Origin of the sequence: Achromobacter denitrificans NBRC 15125 (assembly GCF_001571365.1) — a bacterium.
GTDB lineage: Bacteria > Pseudomonadota > Gammaproteobacteria > Burkholderiales > Burkholderiaceae_B > Achromobacter > Achromobacter denitrificans.
Map to the genome: position 1 here is coordinate 89062 of NZ_BCTQ01000008.1, position 18999 is coordinate 108060.

16 protein-coding genes are annotated in these 18999 nt (G+C 66.5%); 6 read left to right on the forward strand and 10 right to left on the reverse strand.

The window, feature by feature from the left end:
- The first annotated feature begins 60 nt into the window (after positions 1-60).
- Complete coding sequence (locus ADE01S_RS09100; protein ID WP_062681362.1) at positions 61-1857, forward strand: ATP-binding protein; 1797 nt, start codon at positions 61-63, stop codon at positions 1855-1857.
- A gap of 15 nt (positions 1858-1872) precedes the next feature.
- Here the strand turns inward: ADE01S_RS09100 and ADE01S_RS09105 are convergent, their stop codons facing one another.
- Genes ADE01S_RS09105 through ADE01S_RS09125 form a run of 5 tightly spaced genes read right to left on the reverse strand, consistent with a single transcriptional unit; the run spans position 1873 to position 7124 of the window.
- On the reverse strand, positions 1873-2868 hold the full coding sequence (locus ADE01S_RS09105) for a tripartite tricarboxylate transporter substrate binding protein (RefSeq protein ID WP_062681363.1): 996 nt from the start codon (positions 2866-2868) through the stop codon (positions 1873-1875).
- 36 nt (positions 2869-2904) lie between these two features.
- Positions 2905-4050, reverse strand: a complete 1146-nt coding sequence (locus ADE01S_RS09110; protein ID WP_062681364.1) for an alpha-hydroxy acid oxidase — start codon at positions 4048-4050, stop codon at positions 2905-2907.
- Complete coding sequence (locus ADE01S_RS09115) at positions 4047-4952, reverse strand: NAD(P)-dependent oxidoreductase (protein WP_062681365.1); 906 nt, start codon at positions 4950-4952, stop codon at positions 4047-4049. The genes ADE01S_RS09110 and ADE01S_RS09115 overlap by 4 nt, the downstream gene beginning before the upstream one ends.
- 1 nt (position 4953) lies before the next feature.
- Positions 4954-6147 carry a fumarylacetoacetate hydrolase family protein gene (locus tag ADE01S_RS09120; protein WP_062681366.1) on the reverse strand — a complete coding sequence of 398 codons (1194 nt, stop codon included), beginning with the start codon at positions 6145-6147 and terminating at the stop codon, positions 4954-4956.
- 2 nt (positions 6148-6149) lie between these two features.
- Positions 6150-7124, reverse strand: a complete 975-nt coding sequence (locus ADE01S_RS09125; protein ID WP_062681367.1) for a Bug family tripartite tricarboxylate transporter substrate binding protein — start codon at positions 7122-7124, stop codon at positions 6150-6152.
- Between the two features lie 273 nt (positions 7125-7397).
- Here ADE01S_RS09125 and ADE01S_RS09130 point away from each other — a divergent pair, with 273 nt between their 5' ends.
- Genes ADE01S_RS09130 through ADE01S_RS09140 form a run of 3 tightly spaced genes read left to right on the forward strand, consistent with a single transcriptional unit; the run spans position 7398 to position 10407 of the window.
- The gene (locus ADE01S_RS09130; protein WP_062681368.1) at positions 7398-8180 is read left to right on the forward strand and encodes an enoyl-CoA hydratase-related protein; all 783 of its coding nucleotides are present in this window, start codon (positions 7398-7400) and stop codon (positions 8178-8180) included.
- A 36-nt stretch (positions 8181-8216) separates the two neighbouring features.
- Complete coding sequence (locus ADE01S_RS09135) at positions 8217-9437, forward strand: CaiB/BaiF CoA transferase family protein (protein ID WP_062681369.1); 1221 nt, start codon at positions 8217-8219, stop codon at positions 9435-9437.
- A 40-nt stretch (positions 9438-9477) separates the two neighbouring features.
- The gene (locus tag ADE01S_RS09140) at positions 9478-10407 is read left to right on the forward strand and encodes an amidohydrolase family protein (protein WP_062681370.1); all 930 of its coding nucleotides are present in this window, start codon (positions 9478-9480) and stop codon (positions 10405-10407) included.
- A gap of 19 nt (positions 10408-10426) precedes the next feature.
- Here ADE01S_RS09140 and ADE01S_RS09145 read toward each other — a convergent pair whose 3' ends face one another.
- The 4 genes from ADE01S_RS09145 to gbd all read right to left on the reverse strand — a co-directional run bounded on the left by ADE01S_RS09145 (position 10427) and on the right by gbd (position 15674).
- Positions 10427-11344: a transcriptional regulator GcvA gene (locus ADE01S_RS09145; protein ID WP_062681371.1), complete on the reverse strand. Its 918-nt coding sequence runs from the start codon at positions 11342-11344 to the stop codon at positions 10427-10429.
- A gap of 146 nt (positions 11345-11490) precedes the next feature.
- Positions 11491-13077 (reverse strand): aldehyde dehydrogenase (NADP(+)), encoded by a 1587-nt coding sequence (locus ADE01S_RS09150; RefSeq protein ID WP_062681372.1) that lies wholly within the window; start codon positions 13075-13077, stop codon positions 11491-11493.
- A 48-nt stretch (positions 13078-13125) separates the two neighbouring features.
- The gene (locus tag ADE01S_RS09155) at positions 13126-14457 is read right to left on the reverse strand and encodes an MFS transporter (protein ID WP_082775741.1); all 1332 of its coding nucleotides are present in this window, start codon (positions 14455-14457) and stop codon (positions 13126-13128) included.
- 83 nt (positions 14458-14540) lie between these two features.
- Entirely contained in the window at positions 14541-15674 is a 1134-nt protein-coding gene (gbd, locus tag ADE01S_RS09160; protein ID WP_062681373.1) for a 4-hydroxybutyrate dehydrogenase, read from the reverse strand.
- A gap of 130 nt (positions 15675-15804) precedes the next feature.
- Here gbd and ADE01S_RS09165 point away from each other — a divergent pair, with 130 nt between their 5' ends.
- Together ADE01S_RS09165 and ADE01S_RS09170 are read left to right on the forward strand one after the other, a co-directional pair.
- Positions 15805-16728 carry a LysR family transcriptional regulator gene (locus tag ADE01S_RS09165; RefSeq protein WP_062681374.1) on the forward strand — a complete coding sequence of 308 codons (924 nt, stop codon included), beginning with the start codon at positions 15805-15807 and terminating at the stop codon, positions 16726-16728.
- A gap of 229 nt (positions 16729-16957) precedes the next feature.
- Positions 16958-18160 (forward strand): two-component system sensor histidine kinase NtrB, encoded by a 1203-nt coding sequence (locus tag ADE01S_RS09170; RefSeq protein WP_062681375.1) that lies wholly within the window; start codon positions 16958-16960, stop codon positions 18158-18160.
- Between the two features lie 482 nt (positions 18161-18642).
- Here the strand turns inward: ADE01S_RS09170 and ADE01S_RS31510 are convergent, their stop codons facing one another.
- Positions 18643-18885, reverse strand: coding sequence for a hypothetical protein (locus ADE01S_RS31510; RefSeq protein WP_131828716.1), 243 nt, complete (start codon positions 18883-18885; stop codon positions 18643-18645).
- Positions 18886-18999: the final 114 nt, after the last annotated feature.

Here is an 18999-nt window from a genome sequence, read left to right on the forward strand (position 1 = left end):
GCGACGGGCGCGCGGACCTAGATTGATACCGCGCCCCCAACCCTTGCACGTGCCCGATCCATGCTTCCTCCGCCCTGCCGCTATCCCGCGCATCGCGTTCCCCTGCGCTGGCTGAAGCCGGGGCTGGCGCTGCTCGCCTGGGCCGCGCCGCCCGGCGCGCGGGCCGGATCCCTGTTCGCGAATGCGGGCCGCCTGGCGCAGGCGTGGCTGACGCTGACGCAGATCGTGTGCTCGGCGGGGCTGTTCATCGCCCTGATCGCCCTGATCCTGCTACAGCGCAAGGCGCGCCAGCACGCCCGCTCCGAGGAAAAACTGAAAGACCTCCTGGCGTTTCAGCTGGGCGTCCTGAACGCCATCCCGCAGCCGATCACGCTGCGCGACCTCGACCTGAAGCTCATCGCCTGCAACTCGTCGTACGAAAAGCTGCTGATGCAGCCCAAGCACGTCCTGATGGGCACGACGCTGGAAGGCGCCTTGCGCCGTCTGAGCTGCGATTTGGACATCGCCAGGATCGAGGAAGACTATCGAACGGTCATGACCACCGGGCTCGCGCTGTGCAAGGACCGCGAGTTCCATGCCCGCGGCAAGGCCATGTGCGTGGAAAACTGGATGGAACCGCTGCGCAACGCCCGGGGCAAGGTGGTCGGCGTCGTCAGCGGGTGGATGGACATCACGCATCGGCAGCGCGTGCTGAAGGAACTGGCCGTCGCCCGCGACAGCGCCGAAAACGCGAACCGCACCAAGTCGACGTTCCTGGCCGCCGTCAGCCACGAGATCCGCACGCCCATGAACGCCATCATGGGCATGCTGGACCTGGCGCTGTCGCACCCGACCCTGCCCGTGGACGACAGAAGCCTGCTGGCCACCGCCCATCTCGCCGCGAAGTCCCTGTTGGCCTTGATCGACGACTTGCTCGATCTCTCCAAGATGGAGGCGGGCAAGTTCAAGCTGCAGCCTCGCCCGACCCGGCTGCACGACCTGGTCAAGGAAGTCGTGGACACGTTCCGGCCGATCGCCGCCAGCAAGGGCGTGGCCCTCTCGATGCGCGCCGAGGCGCCGGAAGGCGCCGCCGTCCTGCACAACGTAGACCCGCTGCGCCTCAAGCAGGTCATGAACAACTTCGTCTCGAACGCCATCCGCTACACCGCGAAGGGCTCGGTCCAGGTTCGCCTGGACATCGAAGGCCCCGAAGGCGACGGGCAATGGATGGCCTTCAAGGTGGCCGATACCGGTATCGGCATCCCCGCCACCGCGCTCGACACGCTGCTCCATCCGTTCGTTCAGGTCGAGCAGGCCCAGCCGCCGACCGATCAAGGCACCGGACTCGGCCTGTACGTCTGCGATCGCCTGGTAAAGAAAATGGGAGGAACCATCACCATAGACAGCCTATGGGGAGCCGGCACCACCATGACCGCCCGCATACCGCTGCCGCCGGCGCCGCCCGATGCCGCGCACACGGACGGGACGCCCCCCGCAGGCGGCCGCCTGCGCGTCCTGGTGGTCGACGACCAGGCGTCGAACGTATTGCTGCTGACCCGCCAGCTGGAGAAGCTGGGGCACGAGGTCGCCTCCGCCGACAACGGCCAGGCGGCCCTGGCGCAGATCGAGCGCGCCCCATTCGACCTGGTCATGTGCGACTGCGCCATGCCGGTCATGGACGGCTATGCCTTCGCCCGGGCGTTGCGCCAGCGCGACGATGCCGCGGCGCGCCTGCCCATCATCGGATACACCGCCGGCGTCTGCGAGGAGCAGATCGCGCGCGCCCGCGCCGCCGGCATGAACGACGTGTTGATCAAGCCGGTGGACATCGATGCGCTGCGCCGGGTGCTCGCGGCGCTACCGGCCATGCCGGCATAGCGCCGCGATGCTTCCTCAGGGACGCAGCGCGATACCGCTGGCGACCACCTTGAGCTCGGCGCTCTCCTTATCCATGCTGGCGGCGAACGCCGGCGCGTCCTCGTACGTGTCCGTGGTGAAAAACTGCTTTTCCATCACTTCCCGCAGCTCTGGATCTCGCATGGACTTCTCAGTCGCTTCGCGCAGCACCTGCACCACGGCGTCCGGCGTATCCTTGGGCACGGCCAGCCCGCGCCAGGTTCCCAGCACCAGATCCATGTTCCGCTCGCGCAGGGTGGGCGTGTTCTCCAAGCCCTTGATCCGCTTTTCCGACATGACCCCCAACGCCTTGAGCTTGCCCGAGTTCACGTAGGGGATCACCTCCGGCGCGCTCGCGATCACGGCGTCGATGTGCCCGCCCAGCAGGCCCAGCAGCGCCGGCGCCCCGCCCTGGTAGGGAATGTAGTTGAACGTGGCCTGGCCCTTCTCCGCCAGCGCGGCCGACGCCATGTGCCACATCGACCCCTGGCCGGCATTGCCGATCTGGATGTTGGCGTCGGGCTTGCGCGCCTGGGAGAGGAAATCCTCGATGCTGGCGTACGGCGAGTCGCTGCGCACCACGACCACCGCCGGGTCCGCGTTCAGCTTGGCGATCGGGCGCAGCGCGTGCTGGTCGAACTTGGCCAGGCCCAGGTAATGAAGAAATGTCATCTCCACCGTCGTCAGCGCGACCTTGTAGCCGTCGGGCTTGGCACGGATGACCTCCTGCCAGCCGATCACGCCGGCCGCTCCAGGCTTGTTGACGATAACGATGCCCTGCGGCATCACCTTGGCCGCGGCCTTGGAAAAGGCCCGCGCCATGACGTCCGCGCCGCCGCCGGCCTGGTAGGGCACGATCAGCTGGATCGGGTGCTGCGGATAGTCCGCGGCCCCGGACAGCGCCGGCGCCGCGGCCAGCGCCAGCATGGCCATGCCCGCGAGCAGCTGCCTGCGACGCGCCGGCGCGGGCGTCTTCGAGAGGGATTGATGCATGATGGTCTCCAGTTTTCTTATGTTCAAGAATCGTTGTCAGGCGGGAAGCAGGATGGAGGCATCCACTTCCCGGATGTCGGTTTTTCCGCAGAACGCCATCGTCAGGTCGAGCTCCTTGCGGATGATCTCCAGCGTCCGCGCCACGCCCTGCTCGCCCATGGCGCCCAGCCCGTACAGCATGGCCCGGCCGATATAGACACCCTTGGCGCCCAGCGCGATGGCCTTGAGCACGTCCTGGCCCGAGCGCACGCCCCCGTCCATGTGGACCTCGATGTCCGAGCCCACCGCCTCGGCGATCGCCGGCAGCGCGCGGATCGAGGACGGCGCGCCGTCCAGCTGCCGCCCGCCGTGGTTGGACACGATCAGGGCGTCGGCGCCGCTGGCCGCCGCCAGCCGCGCGTCCTCCACGTCCTGGATGCCCTTCAGGATCAGCTTGCCTTTCCACAGCCGGCGGATCCAGGCGATGTCGTCCCAACTGAGCGCGGGGTCGTACTGCTGCGAACTCCATTCGGCCAGCGAGGTCATGTTGTCCACGCCGTCGACGTGGCCGATGATGTTGCCGAAGGTATGCCTCTTGGTCCCCAGCATGCCCAGGCACCAGCGCGGCTTGCCCGCCATGTTCAGCAGATTGAGCAAAGTGAGCCGGGGCGGCGCGGACAGGCCGTTCTTCAGGTCCTTGTGGCGCTGGCCGCTGATCTGGAGGTCCAGCGTTACCACCAGCGCGGAACATCCGGCGGCGGCGGCCCGTTCGATCAGCCGCCGCACGAACTTGCGGTCGCGCATCACGTACAGCTGAAACCAGAACGGATGCCCGTCCGTGCCCTCGGCCACGTCCTCGATGGAGCAAATGCTGACCGTGGACAGGGTGAAAGGCACGCCGAAGGCCTTGGCCGCGCGCGCCGCCAGGATTTCCCCGTCGGCGTGCTGCATGCCGGTCAGGCCCGTGGGCGCGATCGCCACCGGCATCGCCACGTCCTGGCCCACCATGGTCGAACGCACGGAGCGGCGCGACAGATCGCGCGCCACCCGCTGGCGCAGCAGGATCCGCTGGAAGTCCGCCGCATTGGCGCGGTAGGTGCTCTCCGTCCAGGAACCCACGTCCACGTAGTCGTAGAACATGCGGGGAACGCGCTTTTCCGCCAGCGCGCGCAGGTCCTCGACGCAGGTGATGGTCCGCTTCATGCGTCCTCTCCCTTGGCGCCGGCCCGCCCCATTTCGTACAGGCGGATGATGGACGCCGAATCGGCAAGCGCCCCGCCCGCCTCGACGTAGCGCGAGAACAGCCTCGCGGCCTCCTCCACCAGGGGCAGCGCGCAATCCGCCTCGCGGGCGTGCGCCTGCACCGCGGCCATGTCCTTGGCCAGCTGGCGCGCGTAGCCGATGGGGGGATCGAAGCGCCGCTCAAGAATGCGCGGATAGAGCTTCTGCAGCAGCACGCTGTCCGCGAAGCCGCCCTTCAGGCAGTCCGGCAGCCTGGCCGCGTCGATGCCGGACGCCTCCGCCAGCAAAACCGCCTCGCTCATGAGCACGAAGCCCGCGCCGACGATGGCCTGGTTGATGATCTTCGCCGTCTGGCCGGCGCCGACCGGCCCCATGAGCGTCACCTGGCCGCCCAGCGCCTCCAGCACGGGGCGGGCCTGCTCGAAATCCGCGGGGCTCGCGCCCGCCATGATGGTGAGCTGGCCTTCGCGCGCGGCCTGCGGCCCGCCGGACACCGGCGCGTCCACCCATCGCATGCCCGCCCGCCGCAGCGCATGCTCCGCCAGCGTCCGCGTGGTGCCCGGCGCGATGGTCGAGAAATCGACGATCAGCTTGCCCTCGCCGCCGGCGTGGACCATGCCCTGCGGACCTCGGGTGCAGAAGTCCACCGCCGCGTCGTCCAGCACGCACATCAGCACCACGTCGCCGTGGCGCGCGACCTCCGCCGGCGATGCCAGCGCAATGGCGCCGGCCGCCTCCACCGCCGGCAGCCGCTCGGGCTCGCGGTTCCAGACGAAGACCGGATAGCCCTGGTCGCGCAGGCGCAGCGTCATGGCTTCGCCCATCAGGCCGATGCCGATAAAACCGATGCTAGGGAGATTCATGTCAGATCAGCTTTCTCGCGGCCAGATTGCGCATCAGCGCGCCGATGCCGAACGTCCAGGCCGGCAGGCGGTCGCTCAGCCCGACCCGGTTGAACAGCCCGCCCAGCCGGGCGCTGTAGATGCGCACCTCATCGTCCACGCGGTGGGTAAAGCCCGCGCCGGGCGCGCCGCGGTCCTCGGTCGGAGCGAACATGGTGCCGCAAAACAGGAACATGCCGTCGGGATACTGGTGATGCGAACCCATGGCATGCTTGACCAGACTCTCGGGCGAACGGCTGATGCACTGCATGGAGCTGCTGCCTTGCAGGACGAAGCCGTCGGTGCCGGACACCGTCATCTGCACGTCGGCCGACGCGATGTCGCCCAGCGTGAAATTCCCGTCCAGCAGGCGCACGAACGGCCCGATGGCGCAGGATGCGTTGTTGTCCTTGGCCTTGCCCAGCAATAGCGCGCTGCGCCCCTCGAAGTCCCGCAGGTTCACGTCGTTGCCCAGGGCGGCGCCCACGATCTCGCCGCGCGAATTCACCGCCAGCACGATCTCCGGCTCCGGATTGTTCCAGTGCGATGCCGGATGCAGGCCGACGGCCGTGCAATGTCCCACCGAGGACAGCGGCGCCGCCTTGGTGAACACTTCGGCATCGGGGCCGATGCCGACTTCCAGGTACTGCGACCACAAGCCCTGGCCGGACAGCATTTCCTTGAGCTTGAGCGCCTCGTCGGAACCGGGCTCGATGGCCGACAGGTCCTCTCCCACGATGGCCGTCATCGACGCCCGGATGGCATGGGCCTTCGCCGGCTCTCCGCGGGCCTGTTCTTCGATCACGCGCTCCAGCATGCTGGCCGCGAACGTAACCCCCGCCGCCTTGACCACCTGCAGATCGCAGGGCGCCAGCAGATGGGGGTGCCGCGGATCGCCGCTATGGCGCAGGCTGCTCTCCAGCCAATCCGCCACCGGGCCCAGGTCCGCGCCCGGCGCGCTCGCGGCCAGCGCCAGGCGGTCGTCGCGCTCCAGCAGGGCGGACAGGGTGGGCGCCTGGGCGCTCAGATCGACCAGGCGGCCGTCGCGCACCGCCACCACGCAGGGGCCTTCCAGGCTGCCGTCCACGCCCCCCGGACGCCAGACCCGGCCCACCAGCGCGGCCGCGGCCAGGTCTTCGGGAAGGGTGCGTTCAATTACGAATTTTTCCGTGTTCATCTTCAGACAGTCACATTTGCATCGCGAATCACTTGGGCCCATTTGGCTTTTTCGCTTGCGATGAACGAAGCGAATTGCGCCGGCGACCCACCGCCGTCTTCCGCGCCGAGCGACAGCAGCTTCTCGGCCACCGCCGGCACCGCCAGCGCGTCATTGATATCCTGGCTCATCGCCTGGACCAGGGCCTCGGGCATGCCGCCCGGCCCCACGATCCCGTACCAGACCCTCGCATCGAAACCCGGATAACCGCTTTCGGCAAGCGTGGGAACCGAAGGCTGCGCCTGGGCGCGCCTGAGGCTGGTCTGGGCGATGGGCACTACCGCCCCGCTCTGGACCTGGGGCGAGGCCGACGCCATGGTTTCGAAGCTGTAGTCGATCTGGCCGCCGATCAGATCGGAGATCATGGGCGCCGACCCGCGGTACGGGATGTGCAGCGCCTTCACGCCCGTGCGCAGCTGGAACATCTCCAGCGCCAGGTGCTGTATCGAGCCGGCGCCCGCCGAACCGAAACTCACCGAGCCGGGGCTGTCCTTGCAGCGCTGCACGATGGCCTCCAGCGTCTGCGCCCGCTGCTCCTTGCGGCAGATGAGCAGGCAAGGCGTGGTTCCCACCAGCGTGATGGGCGTGAAGTCGCGCTCGACCACGTAGCCGAGCTTGGGATACAGGCTGGGCGCCACCACGTGGTTGCTGAAATTCGTCATCAGCAAGGTGGTCCCGTCGGCCTCCTGCTTGGCCACGTACTCGGCCGCGATCACGCCGGCGGCGCCGGTCTTGTTCTCGACGACCACGGTACGGCCCCACCGGCTGCCCAGCTGCTGGGCCAGCACCCGCGTCACCACGTCCGTTCCGCCGCCAGGCGGGAAACCCACCACGATGCGGATGGGGGCCTTGGGCAGCAGCTCTCCCGCGCTGGCGGCCCGGGCCATGCCGTGCATGGCGGCCAGCCCCGCCGCTACCAGAAATTGGCGTCGTTGCATGTCTCGTCTCCTTGGTTTCCTGCTGCCGCGCCTGCTTCTTCGGTGAGGTCCGGATGGCCTCCTCAGGCTGTGGTCGAAAAAAGTATAGGAGCCGTCATCCCGCCCAACAACGTGGAATATTTCAGGCGATCGACAAGTTTTTCTCATGCACCGCTAGCTGAGTTTTTCTTGGGCAGACACCCAATTTTTCTCGGTTGAGGGTGTGGGCAGGCCTTCCTACACTTTTCGCATGCGATGGCAACTTCGCCCCACCCGATATAAGGCATTCGATCCATGGAAGACGCAATCCTCCTGTCCCGCGACGAGCAACAGATCGTCACCCTCACGCTGTACAATCCGCTCAAGATGAATGCCATGAACCTGGAAATGTGGCAACGCCTGGGCGATCTGATGCAGGAGCTGGATGCCGACGACTCGGTGCGCTGCATCGTGGTGCGCGGCGCGGGCGAGCGCGCCTTCTCCGCGGGCGCCGACATCGAGGAGTTTCCGCGCACCCGGCTGAACAAGGCGCAGGCCATGGCCTACGGCAAGGTGACGCACCGGGCCATGCAGGCGGTCTCGGCCAGCCGGCATCCCACGCTGGCCGTCATCCAGGGCGCCTGCGTCGGCGGCGGGCTGGAGCTGGCCTCGGTCTGCGACATGCGCCTTTGCGGGGAATCCAGCCGTTTCGGCGCCCCGATCAACCGCCTGGGCCTGGTGATGTCCTATGGCGAGCTGGGCGGCCTCGTCGCCCTGGCCGGCCCCGCCGTGGCGCTGGAGATCGTGCTGGAAGGCCGCGTGTTCGACGCCGCCGAAGCCCTGCAAAAGGGACTCGTCAACCGGGTGGTGCCCGACGCCTCGGTGCTGGACGAAGGCGCCGCCGCCGCCCGCCGCATCGCCGCGGGCGCGCCGCTGGTGGCGCGCTGGCACAAGGACTTCGTGCGGCGGCTGGCCCTGCCCCAGCCCCTGACGGACTCGGAACAGGAAGTGGCGTACGACTGCTTCGAAACCGAGGACTTCCAGATCGGCTACCGCGCCTTCCTGGCCAAGCAGCGCCCCGCCTTCATCGGCCGCTGATCTCTCCCGCCCACTTTTTCCATCCTTCCGATAGCAATGACTCTTCCTCTTTCCCGAATCCGCGTCCTCGACGTCAGCCAGATCATGGCGGGCCCCTATTGCTGCATGCTGCTGGGCGACATGGGCGCCGATGTCATCAAGGTGGAAACGCCGGGCGTCGGCGACCAGACGCGCCGCGCCATGGGCTTCAAGCTCAAGGGCGAGGACAGCGGCGGCTTCATCGCCCTGAACCGCAACAAGCGCAGCGTCGAAATCGACCTGAAGAATCCGCAGGGGCTCGAAGCGTTCTACGAGCTGGTGCGCAGCGCGGACGTGCTGGTGGAGAACAACCGCCCCGGCGTCGCCGCCCGGCTGAAGATCGACTATCCCACGCTGCAGGCCATCAATCCGCGCCTGGTCTACGCCAGCATTTCCGGTTTCGGGCAGACCGGCCCCTGGGCGCTGCGCCCCGGCCTGGACCTGATCGCGCAAGCCAGCTGCGGCGCCATGAGCGTGATGGGCGAGCCCGGCGGCGAACCCATGAAGTCCAGCGTGCCCTTCGCGGACCTGGGCGCGGCGCTGTTTGCCGCCTACGCCATCCTGAGCGCCGTGATCGGCCGCGGAGAGACCGGCCAGGGCCAATACATCGACGCCTCGCTCTTCGAAACCGCGCTGGGGCTGTCGATCTGGGAAACCGCCGAATTCTGGGGCACCGGCCGCGTGCCCTCCCCGCTGGGCAGCGCCAACCGCATGAGCGCGCCCTACCAGGCGATCCGCGCCGCCGACCGCCACCTGGTCATCGGCGCCGCCAACCCCAAGCTGTGGGCCGCCCTGTGCGCGGTGATCGAGCGCCCGGACCTGCTGGCCGACCCGCGCTTCACCGACAACGTGGAACGCCTCAAGAACCGGAAGGCGCTGATCGCGCTGCTGGAACAGGAGTTCGCCCGCCGCCCCGCCGCCGAATGGGTGGACCTGCTGCTGGCCGCCGGCGTGCCCGCCGCCCCCATACAGAATTACGAGGAAGCGCTGGACTGCGAACAGGCCCGGGCCCGCGACATGGTCATGGAGGGAGAACATCCCATCGAAGGCAAGGTCAAGATGCTCGGCTTCCCCGTCAAGCTGCGGGGCACGCCGCAACAGATCCGCCGCGTCGCGCCCCTGCTCGGCGCGCACACCCAAGAGGTCTTCTCGGAACTGGGCCTGTCGGCCGAACGCATCGAGCGGCTGCAGGCCGCCGGCGCGTTTGGCGCGCGCGGCAAAACCGCCGTGCCCGCATAAGCGGTACATTTCCATCGACCCTCCGCGGCATTACCCGGCCATGAACCCTGCAGACAACGACATTCCGGCATTCATCGATGCGCATCAGCACTTCTGGGACCTCGACCGGAATCCCTATCCGTGGTTGCAGGGCGAGACCGTCGAAGGCTTCCGCTATGGCAGCTACGAAGCGCTGCGGCGCAACTACCTGCCGGAGGACTACGCGGCCGACACCCGGGGCTGCGCGCCCATGGCCACCGTCCACATCGAAGCGGAATGGGATCGCCGCGGACCCGTGGACGAAACCCGCTGGCTGACCGCGTTGGCAGAGCGCCATCAGCGCCCCACGGTCCTGGTCGCGCACGCCGATCTGGGCGCGCCGGATGCCGGGGAGGTCCTGGCGGCCCAGGCCGCGTTCGACATGGTCCGCGGCATCCGCCACAAGCCCGCCGCGTCGCCTCGCGCCGACGGCGCCCGCCGCGGCCAGCCGGGATCGATGGACGATGCCCGCTGGCGCGACGGCTATGCGCAGTTGCAGCGGTTCGGCCTGTCGTTCGACCTCCAGGCGCCGTGGTGGCATCTGGAACAGGCCCTGGAACTAGCGCGCGATTTTCCGGCCACCACGCTGATCCTCAACCACACCGGCCTGCCTTCGGATCGCAGCCCGCAAGGGCTGGCGGGCTGGCGCAAGGCGCTGGAAACCCTGGCCCTGGCGCCCAACGCCGCCCTGAAGATATCGGGGCTGGGCCAGCTCGACTCGCCATGGTCGGCGCAGGCCAACATTCCGTTGATCCGGACCGCCATCTCCCTCTTCGGCCCCGAGCGCTGCATGTTCGCCAGCAATTTCCCGGTAGACAGCCTCGTCGCCAGCTACCCCGCCATCGTGGCGGCCTTCGCCGAGGCCATCGCGCCCCTGGCGCCCGCGCAACGGCACGCGCTGTGGGCCGGCAACGCGGCCCGCATTTATCGGATCGGCGCGAACGCGCCGTGAGCGGCGGCCCGGCCCGCTGCTAGGCGGGCGGGTCGCGAGCCAATTCTTCGCGCATCCAGTCGACGAAGGCCGCGATGCGCGGATCCTCCAGGCGATTGCGCGGGAACACCAGGTAATAGGCGAACTCGATGGGCAGGCTGTGCTCCGGGAACAGGCGCACCAGCTTGCCGGACGCCAGGTCCTGGCTCACCCAGCTTTTCTTCACCAGCGCCACTCCCTGCCCGTCGATCGCGGCGTCGATCACCAGGTGGCTGGGCCAGAACGAGGGGCCGCGGGCGGCGTCCAGGTCGTGCACGCCCATGTGCGCCAGCCAGGTGCCCCAGTTCGGGTTGCTGACGTCATCGTAGGTGCTGTCGTCGTGCAGCAGCACATGGTGCCGAAGATCGGCGAACTCATGGATGGGATGCGGCCCTTGCTGGAGCGCGGGGCTGCACACCGCGAACACCTCCACCGGCAGCACCAGCTCCGAGTGCAGCCCGGCATACACGCCGCGTCCGTAGCGGATTTCCATGTCCACGGCATCGCGGGAAAAATCCGCCATGAGCTTGGAAGTGGAAACCTTCAAGTCCAGGTCCGGATGCTCGCGGCTGAAGCGGCTCAGGCGCGGGATCAGCCACTTGACGGCAAAGGTCGGCGGCAGATTGATCTTGAGCAGCGAAGTGCTCTTCTCGCGGTGCAGCTGATAGGTCGCGACCTCCAGTTGCCGGAACGCCTCCTGCACGCCGGGCAGATAGGCCTTGCCCGCCGGCGTGAGCGTGAGGGTCTTGGAGTCGCGGACGAACAGGGCGATGCCCAGGTTCTCTTCCAGCGACTTGACCTGATGGCTGACGGCCGAAGACGTTACGAACAGTTCTTCGGCCGCTTTGGTGAAGCTCATGTGCCGCGCCGACACTTCAAAGGCGCGGAGCGGGTTCAAAGGGGGGATTTTTCTGGGCATGAGAGAAGCGCGAATCCATCCGGAATTGCGGAAGCCGCCATTGCCTGCCGATGCCTGCCAATGCGCGGCCTTACAGGGCTCGCCAGGAGCCGCGGCCGATCGCGGCAGCGTGCCACCGCTGCCGCGTCACTGGATTCTACCCCGCTTCAGGGCTGCGTCACGGCGCCGTCCACCAAGCGCCAGAGGCCCTGCGGATTGGCGTTTTGCAGGGCGGCCGGCAGCAAGGCGTCCGGAATGTCCTGGTAGCACACCGGGCGCAGGAAACGGTCGATGGCGCTGGCGCCCACCGAGGAGTACATGGCGTTGGACGTGGCCGGGAACGGGCCGCCGTGCACCATCGCATGGCACACCTCGACGCCGGTCGGAAAGCCATTGGCCAGGATGCGGCCGCACTTGCGCTCCAGCACCGGCAGCAGGCGGCGCGCGGCGTCGTGATCGCCCTCGTCCAGGAGCAGGGTCGCCGTGAGCTGGCCTTCGAGCAGCTCGGCCACCTCCAGCAATTCGTCCAGACTGCTCGCCTTCACCACCACGGACGCCGGGCCGAACATCTCTGCCTGCAGTTCGGGCGTGCGCAAGAGACGCTGCGCGTCCGTCACGTACAGCGCGGCCTCGGCCGCATTGGGCTGGCCGGCGGCCTGCGCGCCGCAAGCCACGCGCTCGACCCCTTCCAGGCTGTCCACCTGCGCCCGGCCGCTCTGGTAGGCGGCGTGGATGCCTGGGGTCAGCATGGTCTGCGCGGCCTTGCCGCTCAAGGCCTGGCCGGCCGCCGACACGAAACGCTGCAGGTCCGGCCCGTCGATGGCGAGCACCAGGCCGGGGTTGGTGCAGAACTGGCCCGCTCCCAGGGTCAGCGAGTCGGCGAAGCCCTGGGCCAGCGCCTCGGCCCTGGCGGACAGCGCCCGCGGCAACAGGAACACGGGGTTGATGCTGCTCATCTCGGCATAGACGGGAATCGGCTCGTGGCGGCTGTTGGCGATGCGCAGCAGCGCCAGGCCGCCCTGGCGCGAGCCCGTGAAGCCCACGGCCTTGATGCCGGGATGCGCCACCAACGCCTCGCCGATCTCGCGACCCGCGCCGATCAGCAGCGAAAAGACGCCCTCGGGCATGCCCTGCCGCTGCGCGGCCTGCCGCACCGCCCGGCCGACGAGTTCGGACGTGCCCAGGTGCGCGCTGTGCGCCTTCACGACGACGGGCGCCCCCGCGGCCAGCGCGGACGCGGTATCGCCGCCGGCCACCGAGAAGGCCAGCGGGAAATTGCTGGCGCCGAACACGGCCACCGGACCCAGAGGAATCTTGGCCAGCCGCAGATCGGCGCGCGGCGCCGGCTGGCGCGCGGGTTGCGCGTTGTCCACGGTGGCGCGCAGGAAATGCCCGTCGCGCACGACCTGCGCAAACAGCCGCAGCTGCCCGGTGGTGCGGGCGCGCTCGCCGGTCAGGCGGGCCACGGGCAGGCCGCTCTCGGCATGGGCGCGCTCGATCAGGGCATCGCCCAGCGCCATGATCTCGTCGGCAATGGCTTCCAGGAACGCGGCGCGGCGCTCCAGCGGCAGGTTGCGATAGGAATCGAAGGCGCTGGTGGCGAGGCCCACGGCGCGGTCCACGTCCTCGCGCGAGCCCAGGCCGAATGCCGGCTCGGCGATCTCGGCGTTGGTCGCGGGATTGAAAGCGCGCTGGATTCCAGCCTGGCCGCGGACGGCCTCGCGGCCGATCAACATTTCTCCGGTGGGTTGCATGGAGGTAGGTTCCTGTTCAATGGTTGAAATGGAGGAAGGCGATGGCATTCAGTCGTCCAGCGGCTGGCCGCTGCGGTCGCGGGCCAGGGATACGGCCACGATGGAGACCAGCGCGCAAGCCGCGAGGAAGAACACCACCGGCACATAGCTGCCGCTGAAATAGGCGATCAACGCGGTGGCGATCAGCGGCATCGGACCGCCGACCAGCGCCGCTCCGATCTGGTAGCCGAGCGACATGCCGGTGTAGCGGATCGCCGCCGGAAACGCCTCGGCCAGCAAGGTCCCGATCATGGCGCCGTAGCTGGCCCAGATGATGCCCAGGCCCACCACGATGGCCAGGGCCGCGGCCGGAACGGACTTCTGGTCCAGCAGCCAGAAATAGGGAAAGATCCACGCGAGAAACGCCACGCTGCCCAGGATGAAGACCTTCTTGCGGCCGATCCTGTCCGACAGGTGCCCGAAGAACAGCATGAACGGGAACGCGATCAAGGCACACACCAGCACGATGTTGAGAATCGTGGAGCGCGCGAAGCCGTGGTCCATCATGTAGGAGATGGTGAAAGTCGCGTACAGGAAGAAGGTCGACGTCTCGATGACCTTCGCGCCGATGGCGATCAGCACTTCGCGCCAATGGTGCTGCAGCGTCTCCTTGAGCGGAATGCGCGCGCTGCCGCGCGTGGCCTGGATCTTCTTGAACGACGGGGTCTCGCCCACGGCATTGCGGATCCACATGCCGATCAGCACCAGCACGATCGACCCCACGAAGGGAATGCGCCAGCCCCAGGACAGGAACGCCTCCTCGCTCATGCCGGCGCTCAGCATCGAAGTGATGATGTTGCCCAGGGCCAGGCCCAGCACCGCGCCGGTCTGCGGCACGGCGCCATAGAAGCCGCGTTTGTTGCGGGGCGAATACTCCACCGCCAGCAGCACGCCGCCGCCCCACTCTCCGCCGAGGGCCAGCCCCTGCATCAGGCGCAGCACCGTCAGCAGGATGGGCGCGGCCAGGCCGATCTGCGCATAGTTGGGCAACAGCCCCATGAGCACCGTGGACAGGCCCATGATGGACAGCGTCATGGCCAGCGTCTTCTTGCGGCCGACGCGATCGCCGATGTGCGAGAAGATCACGCCGCCCAGCGGGCGGATCAGGAACGCCAGCGCGAAGGTCGCGAGCGCCAGCATCTGGCTCACCAGCGCGTTGTCGCTGGGAAAGAACTGCTTGGCGAAAATAATGGACGACATGGTTCCGTACAGGAAGTAGTCATACCATTCGATGGTGCTGCCGACGGCGCTCCCGAAGAGGGCGCGGCGGCGCTCGGAATCCGGAACCATGGTCTCCTTGGAGCTCATGGAATCCAGTGCGTTGAGAGAGGTGCTGCTCATGTCTCCACCTGCTTATTTCTATGATTGGCTGTCGTATCGCCATGCGCGCCCGGCGACCCCGCCGGGGCGCGCACGCATGGAAGTCACATCGATTGCCGCAGCATCTCGACGTAGTCCGCGGCCGAGGCATCCCGCGGATTGGTCCGGTGGCTGTGGTCGGCCAGCGCGCCCTGCACAATGCGGTCGAACAGATCTTCCGTCACGCCCAGCTGCCCCAGACCCGTGGGCAACTGCAGCGCGCGCGACTTGGCAACCAGGGCGTCCTCGATCGATACCGCGGCCGGCAGGCCCATGGCCTGCGACAGGCGGGCGATCTTGTCCTCGCGCGCCACCGATTCGGCGCCGCGGTTGTAGCGGATCACGGCAGGCAGCAGGATGGCGTTGAGCGTGCCATGGTGCAGCTTGGGATTGATGCCGCCCAGAGAATGGCTGAGGCTGTGCACGCAGCCCAGGCCCTTCTGGAACGCCAGCGCGCCCTGCAGCGAGGCGCTCATCATGTTGGTCCGCGCCTCGACGTCGGCGGGCTCGTGGAAGGCCCGCTCGATGTGGCTCCAGGCGCGCCACAGGCCGTCGAGCGCAATGCCGTCGGCCGGCGGATTGAACGCCGGCGCCAGGAACGTCTCGATGCAGTGCGCGATCGCGTCCATGCCGGTAGCCGCCGTCAGCCCGGCCGGCAGGCCCAGCGTCAGCGCCGGATCACAGATCGCCACCTTGGGAATCACGTGCGGAGAGAGGATGCCGACCTTGCGGCCGTCGTCGAGGATGATGATGGCGCCGCGCCCGACTTCGCTGCCCGTGCCCGCGGTGGTGGGAATGGCCACGATGGGCAGCGTGGCGGCGGTGATGCGCTGGAGCCCGCCTTCGATCAGCGCGAACTGGCGCAACGGCCCCTCGTGGCGCGCCGCCACGGCCACCGCCTTGGCCAGGTCGATGGACGAACCGCCGCCCACCGCGACGATGCCGTCGCAGCCGGCGGCCTTCAAGGCTTCGACGCCGGCGCGCACCGCCGACTCGGACGGATTGGGCGGCGTCTCGTTGAACACGGTGCCCCGCTGGCCGAGCACGGATTGCACCTTATCGACGATGCCCGCGGCTTCCACGCCCTTGTCCGTCACGATGCAGGGGTTTTGGATCCCCAGCTTCTCGCAAACCTCTTTCAGTTCAGCCAGCGCGCCAGTGCCGAAACGCACCTCGGTCACGTAATTGATCAAAGCCATATCGCCTCTTCGTTAAAACAGTTATGCGAGGGGCAGTCTAGGGATGGCTCCCGTTTCGGTACACTGAGAGCTTGCGATAGAGATATAACTTTCACTCATAGTGAACACGACCCCGAGCCTGAATTCCGTGATGTCGCGGCTGCATGCCAAGCAGCTGCGGCTGCTGATCGCCATCGAGGAAAGCGGCTCCCTGCTTGGCGCCGCGGACAAGGTCGGGCTCACCCAGCCCGGTGCGAGCAAGGCCCTGCGCGAGCTGGAACAGACCTTTCAGGTCGAGCTCTTCGAGCGTACCAACCGAGGGTTAATCCCTAATGAGGCCGGCAAGTGCGTGTTGCGTTTCGCGCGCCTGATCCAGGCCGACATCAATAACCTGAGGTTTGAGCTGGACGCGATCGCCAGCGGCGCGGGCGGCCGGCTGGCCATCGGCACCATCATGGGCGCCGTGCCGCTGCTGACCGACGTGATTTCCGACTTGCTCCAGCAGCAGCCGCGGATGTCCCTGGAAGTCGTGGAAGACACCAGCGAAACGCTGCTGGGCCTGGTGGACCGCGGCCTGCTGGATGCCGCCATCTGCCGCTCCTCCGTCAGCAGGAACCCCGACACCTACGAATCGCTCTTCATCAAGGACGAAGCGCTATCGGTGATCGCCAACGTGCATCACCCGGCCATGGGCGCCAAATCCGTGGAATTGACCGAACTGCAAGACAACCGCTGGGTCGTCTACCGCGCGCATATGCCCATGCGCCGCCTGCTCGAACGCGAATTCCACGAAGCGCAGCTCAACTTCCCGCTCCACCTCGTCGAAACCACGTCCACCCTGACCACGCTCTCCCTGCTCAGCCGCAACACGGACCTGGTGGCCCTGGTTTCCGACGACGTGGCGAACTACTTCTGCCGCCACCGCCTCGTCGGCGTGCTGCCCCTGCAACTCAAATCCCGCAGCGAGCCCTACGAGCTGGTCCTGAGAAAGGGCGCGCCGCGCAGCCCCACGCTCAACCTGTTGCTGGAATCCTTGAACCGCGTCCTGAGCGGCGGCGGCCTTCAGGGCCGCTGACCTGCACCGCCAGGTAGCGCCACACCCCGGTCAACCTTGACATGATGGCAATGTCGAGCGGACTGGGGAGCATGACCGTCCGCGCATGGAATTCACTCTGATTTAAATCCGCGACCACAGCGCGCAATCCGCCATATGCGGGAAGCGCGTTAGGGCACCATGAGCGCTTTGCGAGGAGGCCTATCTCGATCCATAATTGATCACCCCAGGATCGCGTATTGGAGTGACGATGAGCATCGTTGAGCCCCCGAAACTAGGGACTGCCGCACACATCAGTAGCTTGGCGGAACTTGACGAACCATACCGCTACAAGCTTCTGGTGGAAGGGGTCCTCGACTATGCGATTTTTCTCCTGGACGCCAATGGCTTCGTCGCAAGCTGGAACGCTGGCGCGCAACGCTTCAAGGGCTACGAAGCCTCCGAAATCATCGGCCAGCACTTCTCCCGCTTCTACACGGAAGAGGATCGCGCTGCAGGAGTTCCGCAATGCGCATTGGCGACCGCGGCGACCGAAGGCAGGTTTGAGGCGGAGGGGTGGCGAGTACGCAAAGATGGCTCGCGCTTCTGGGCGAGCGTCGTCATAGATCCCATACTGGATGGATCGGGAGCTCCCATCGGTTTCGCGAAGGTCACGCGTGATGTAACGGAGAAGCGACAAAGCCAGCTCGAATTGCAGGCCACCCAGCTGGCGTTGCATCGGGCCCAGAGAATGGAGGCGCTTGGTCGCGTGACGGGCGGGCTGGCGCACGATTTCAACAATTTCATCTCGATCATCAACGGGGCGGCCGAATTACTCCGCAACCCCGAGCTCGCGCCTGAAAAGCGTCTCAAGTATCTCGATGCGATTGCGGAGACCGCGCAACGAGCGACCCACCTAACGCAACAAATGCTTGCGTATGCCCGCCGCCAGCCTCTCGCGCCGACCCAGGTGGACGTGGGCGCCTGTGTCACGGGCATGAAGCCAATCTTCCAAGCAACGCTCGGTTCCGCGGTTCGAGTGCATTACCAGCTGCCTGAAGAGCCGTGCTTCATTTGCGCCGACGTCAGCCAGCTGGAAAACGCGTTGTTGAATTTGGTGGTGAATGCCGGAGACGCAATGCCATATGGCGGCAATGTGAAAATTGCAGTCAGCGGCGCCGAATCGCATCCCGATGGGCCCGGGCGCATCGCCACAGGGCGATTTGTAATCGTCAGCGTCTCGGACGATGGCGAGGGCATCCCCCCCACCGTTCTGGATCACATCTTTGAACCGTTCTTTACCACCAAGGAAGACGGGAAGGGAACGGGATTGGGCTTGAGCCAAGTGTATGGCTACATGTCGCAATCCGAGGGGCATGTGGATGTAGTGAGTTCTGCCGAAGGCGGCACCACATTCACACTCTGCTTCCCCAGGGTATCCTCCCCGGACGGGAAGCCGGGCATCGACACCTGAACAGGCGCCCAGATCACGCTCCCAGCCTTGCTGGGACTTCGCCGCCCACACATACCCGGCCGCGTGCCCGCAAGCATGGACCATCGCCTTATCTCACGAGCCTCGGCCACAGCGGGGCGCCGTTCTCACACTTGCGATTTCGTTCTGATTTTTATATCGCAGAATGAAAAAAGGCACTCCGCTTTCGCGCAAGTGCCTGATTTCATTTGTATTCTGTGGGGTGGCTGATGGGGCTCGAACCCACGACAACCGGAATCACAATCCGGGCCAATTACAAGTATTCATGCGGCTTGGTGGGGAAATTCTTCTAATAAACACGTTCCAACGAACACGCAATCATGCGCCTTCCTGCTTGAATATTAGAACGAAAAGGCTGTGCATTCATCCAGCCATATCCTACTTCAAGCCCTCTCAGATCCATCCCGGCGGGTGCTGGATCTGCACGCACAGACCTGACGGCATCGATCGCCCTACATCCGCCCTTAGGTGTTTAGGCCCGCCTTAATTGCGAACGCCAACACGGTTTGCGGAGTGGCGCCTTTTTCCAGCAATCGAAGAATTTGGCGAACCTGTCCGGCAGAATCCTGCAGATAAGACTTCGGTACCGAAATTAGTGCTTCCATGGCAGGAACCCGATATTCTTGCTCCACTTCATCCCATTCAATGGCATCCACGGCCTGTTGGCGATCCGCCAAAATCTGACTGATGTTTTTTGAATCTGACATGGCCGAATCTCTCACTTCTGGTTATAAGGCCCCTGAGTGTACGGGACAAAGTCGTGACAGGCCCAATCCCTTGTCAGACCTATAAGACTAGTCAGTCCGAGATTTACTGCCCAG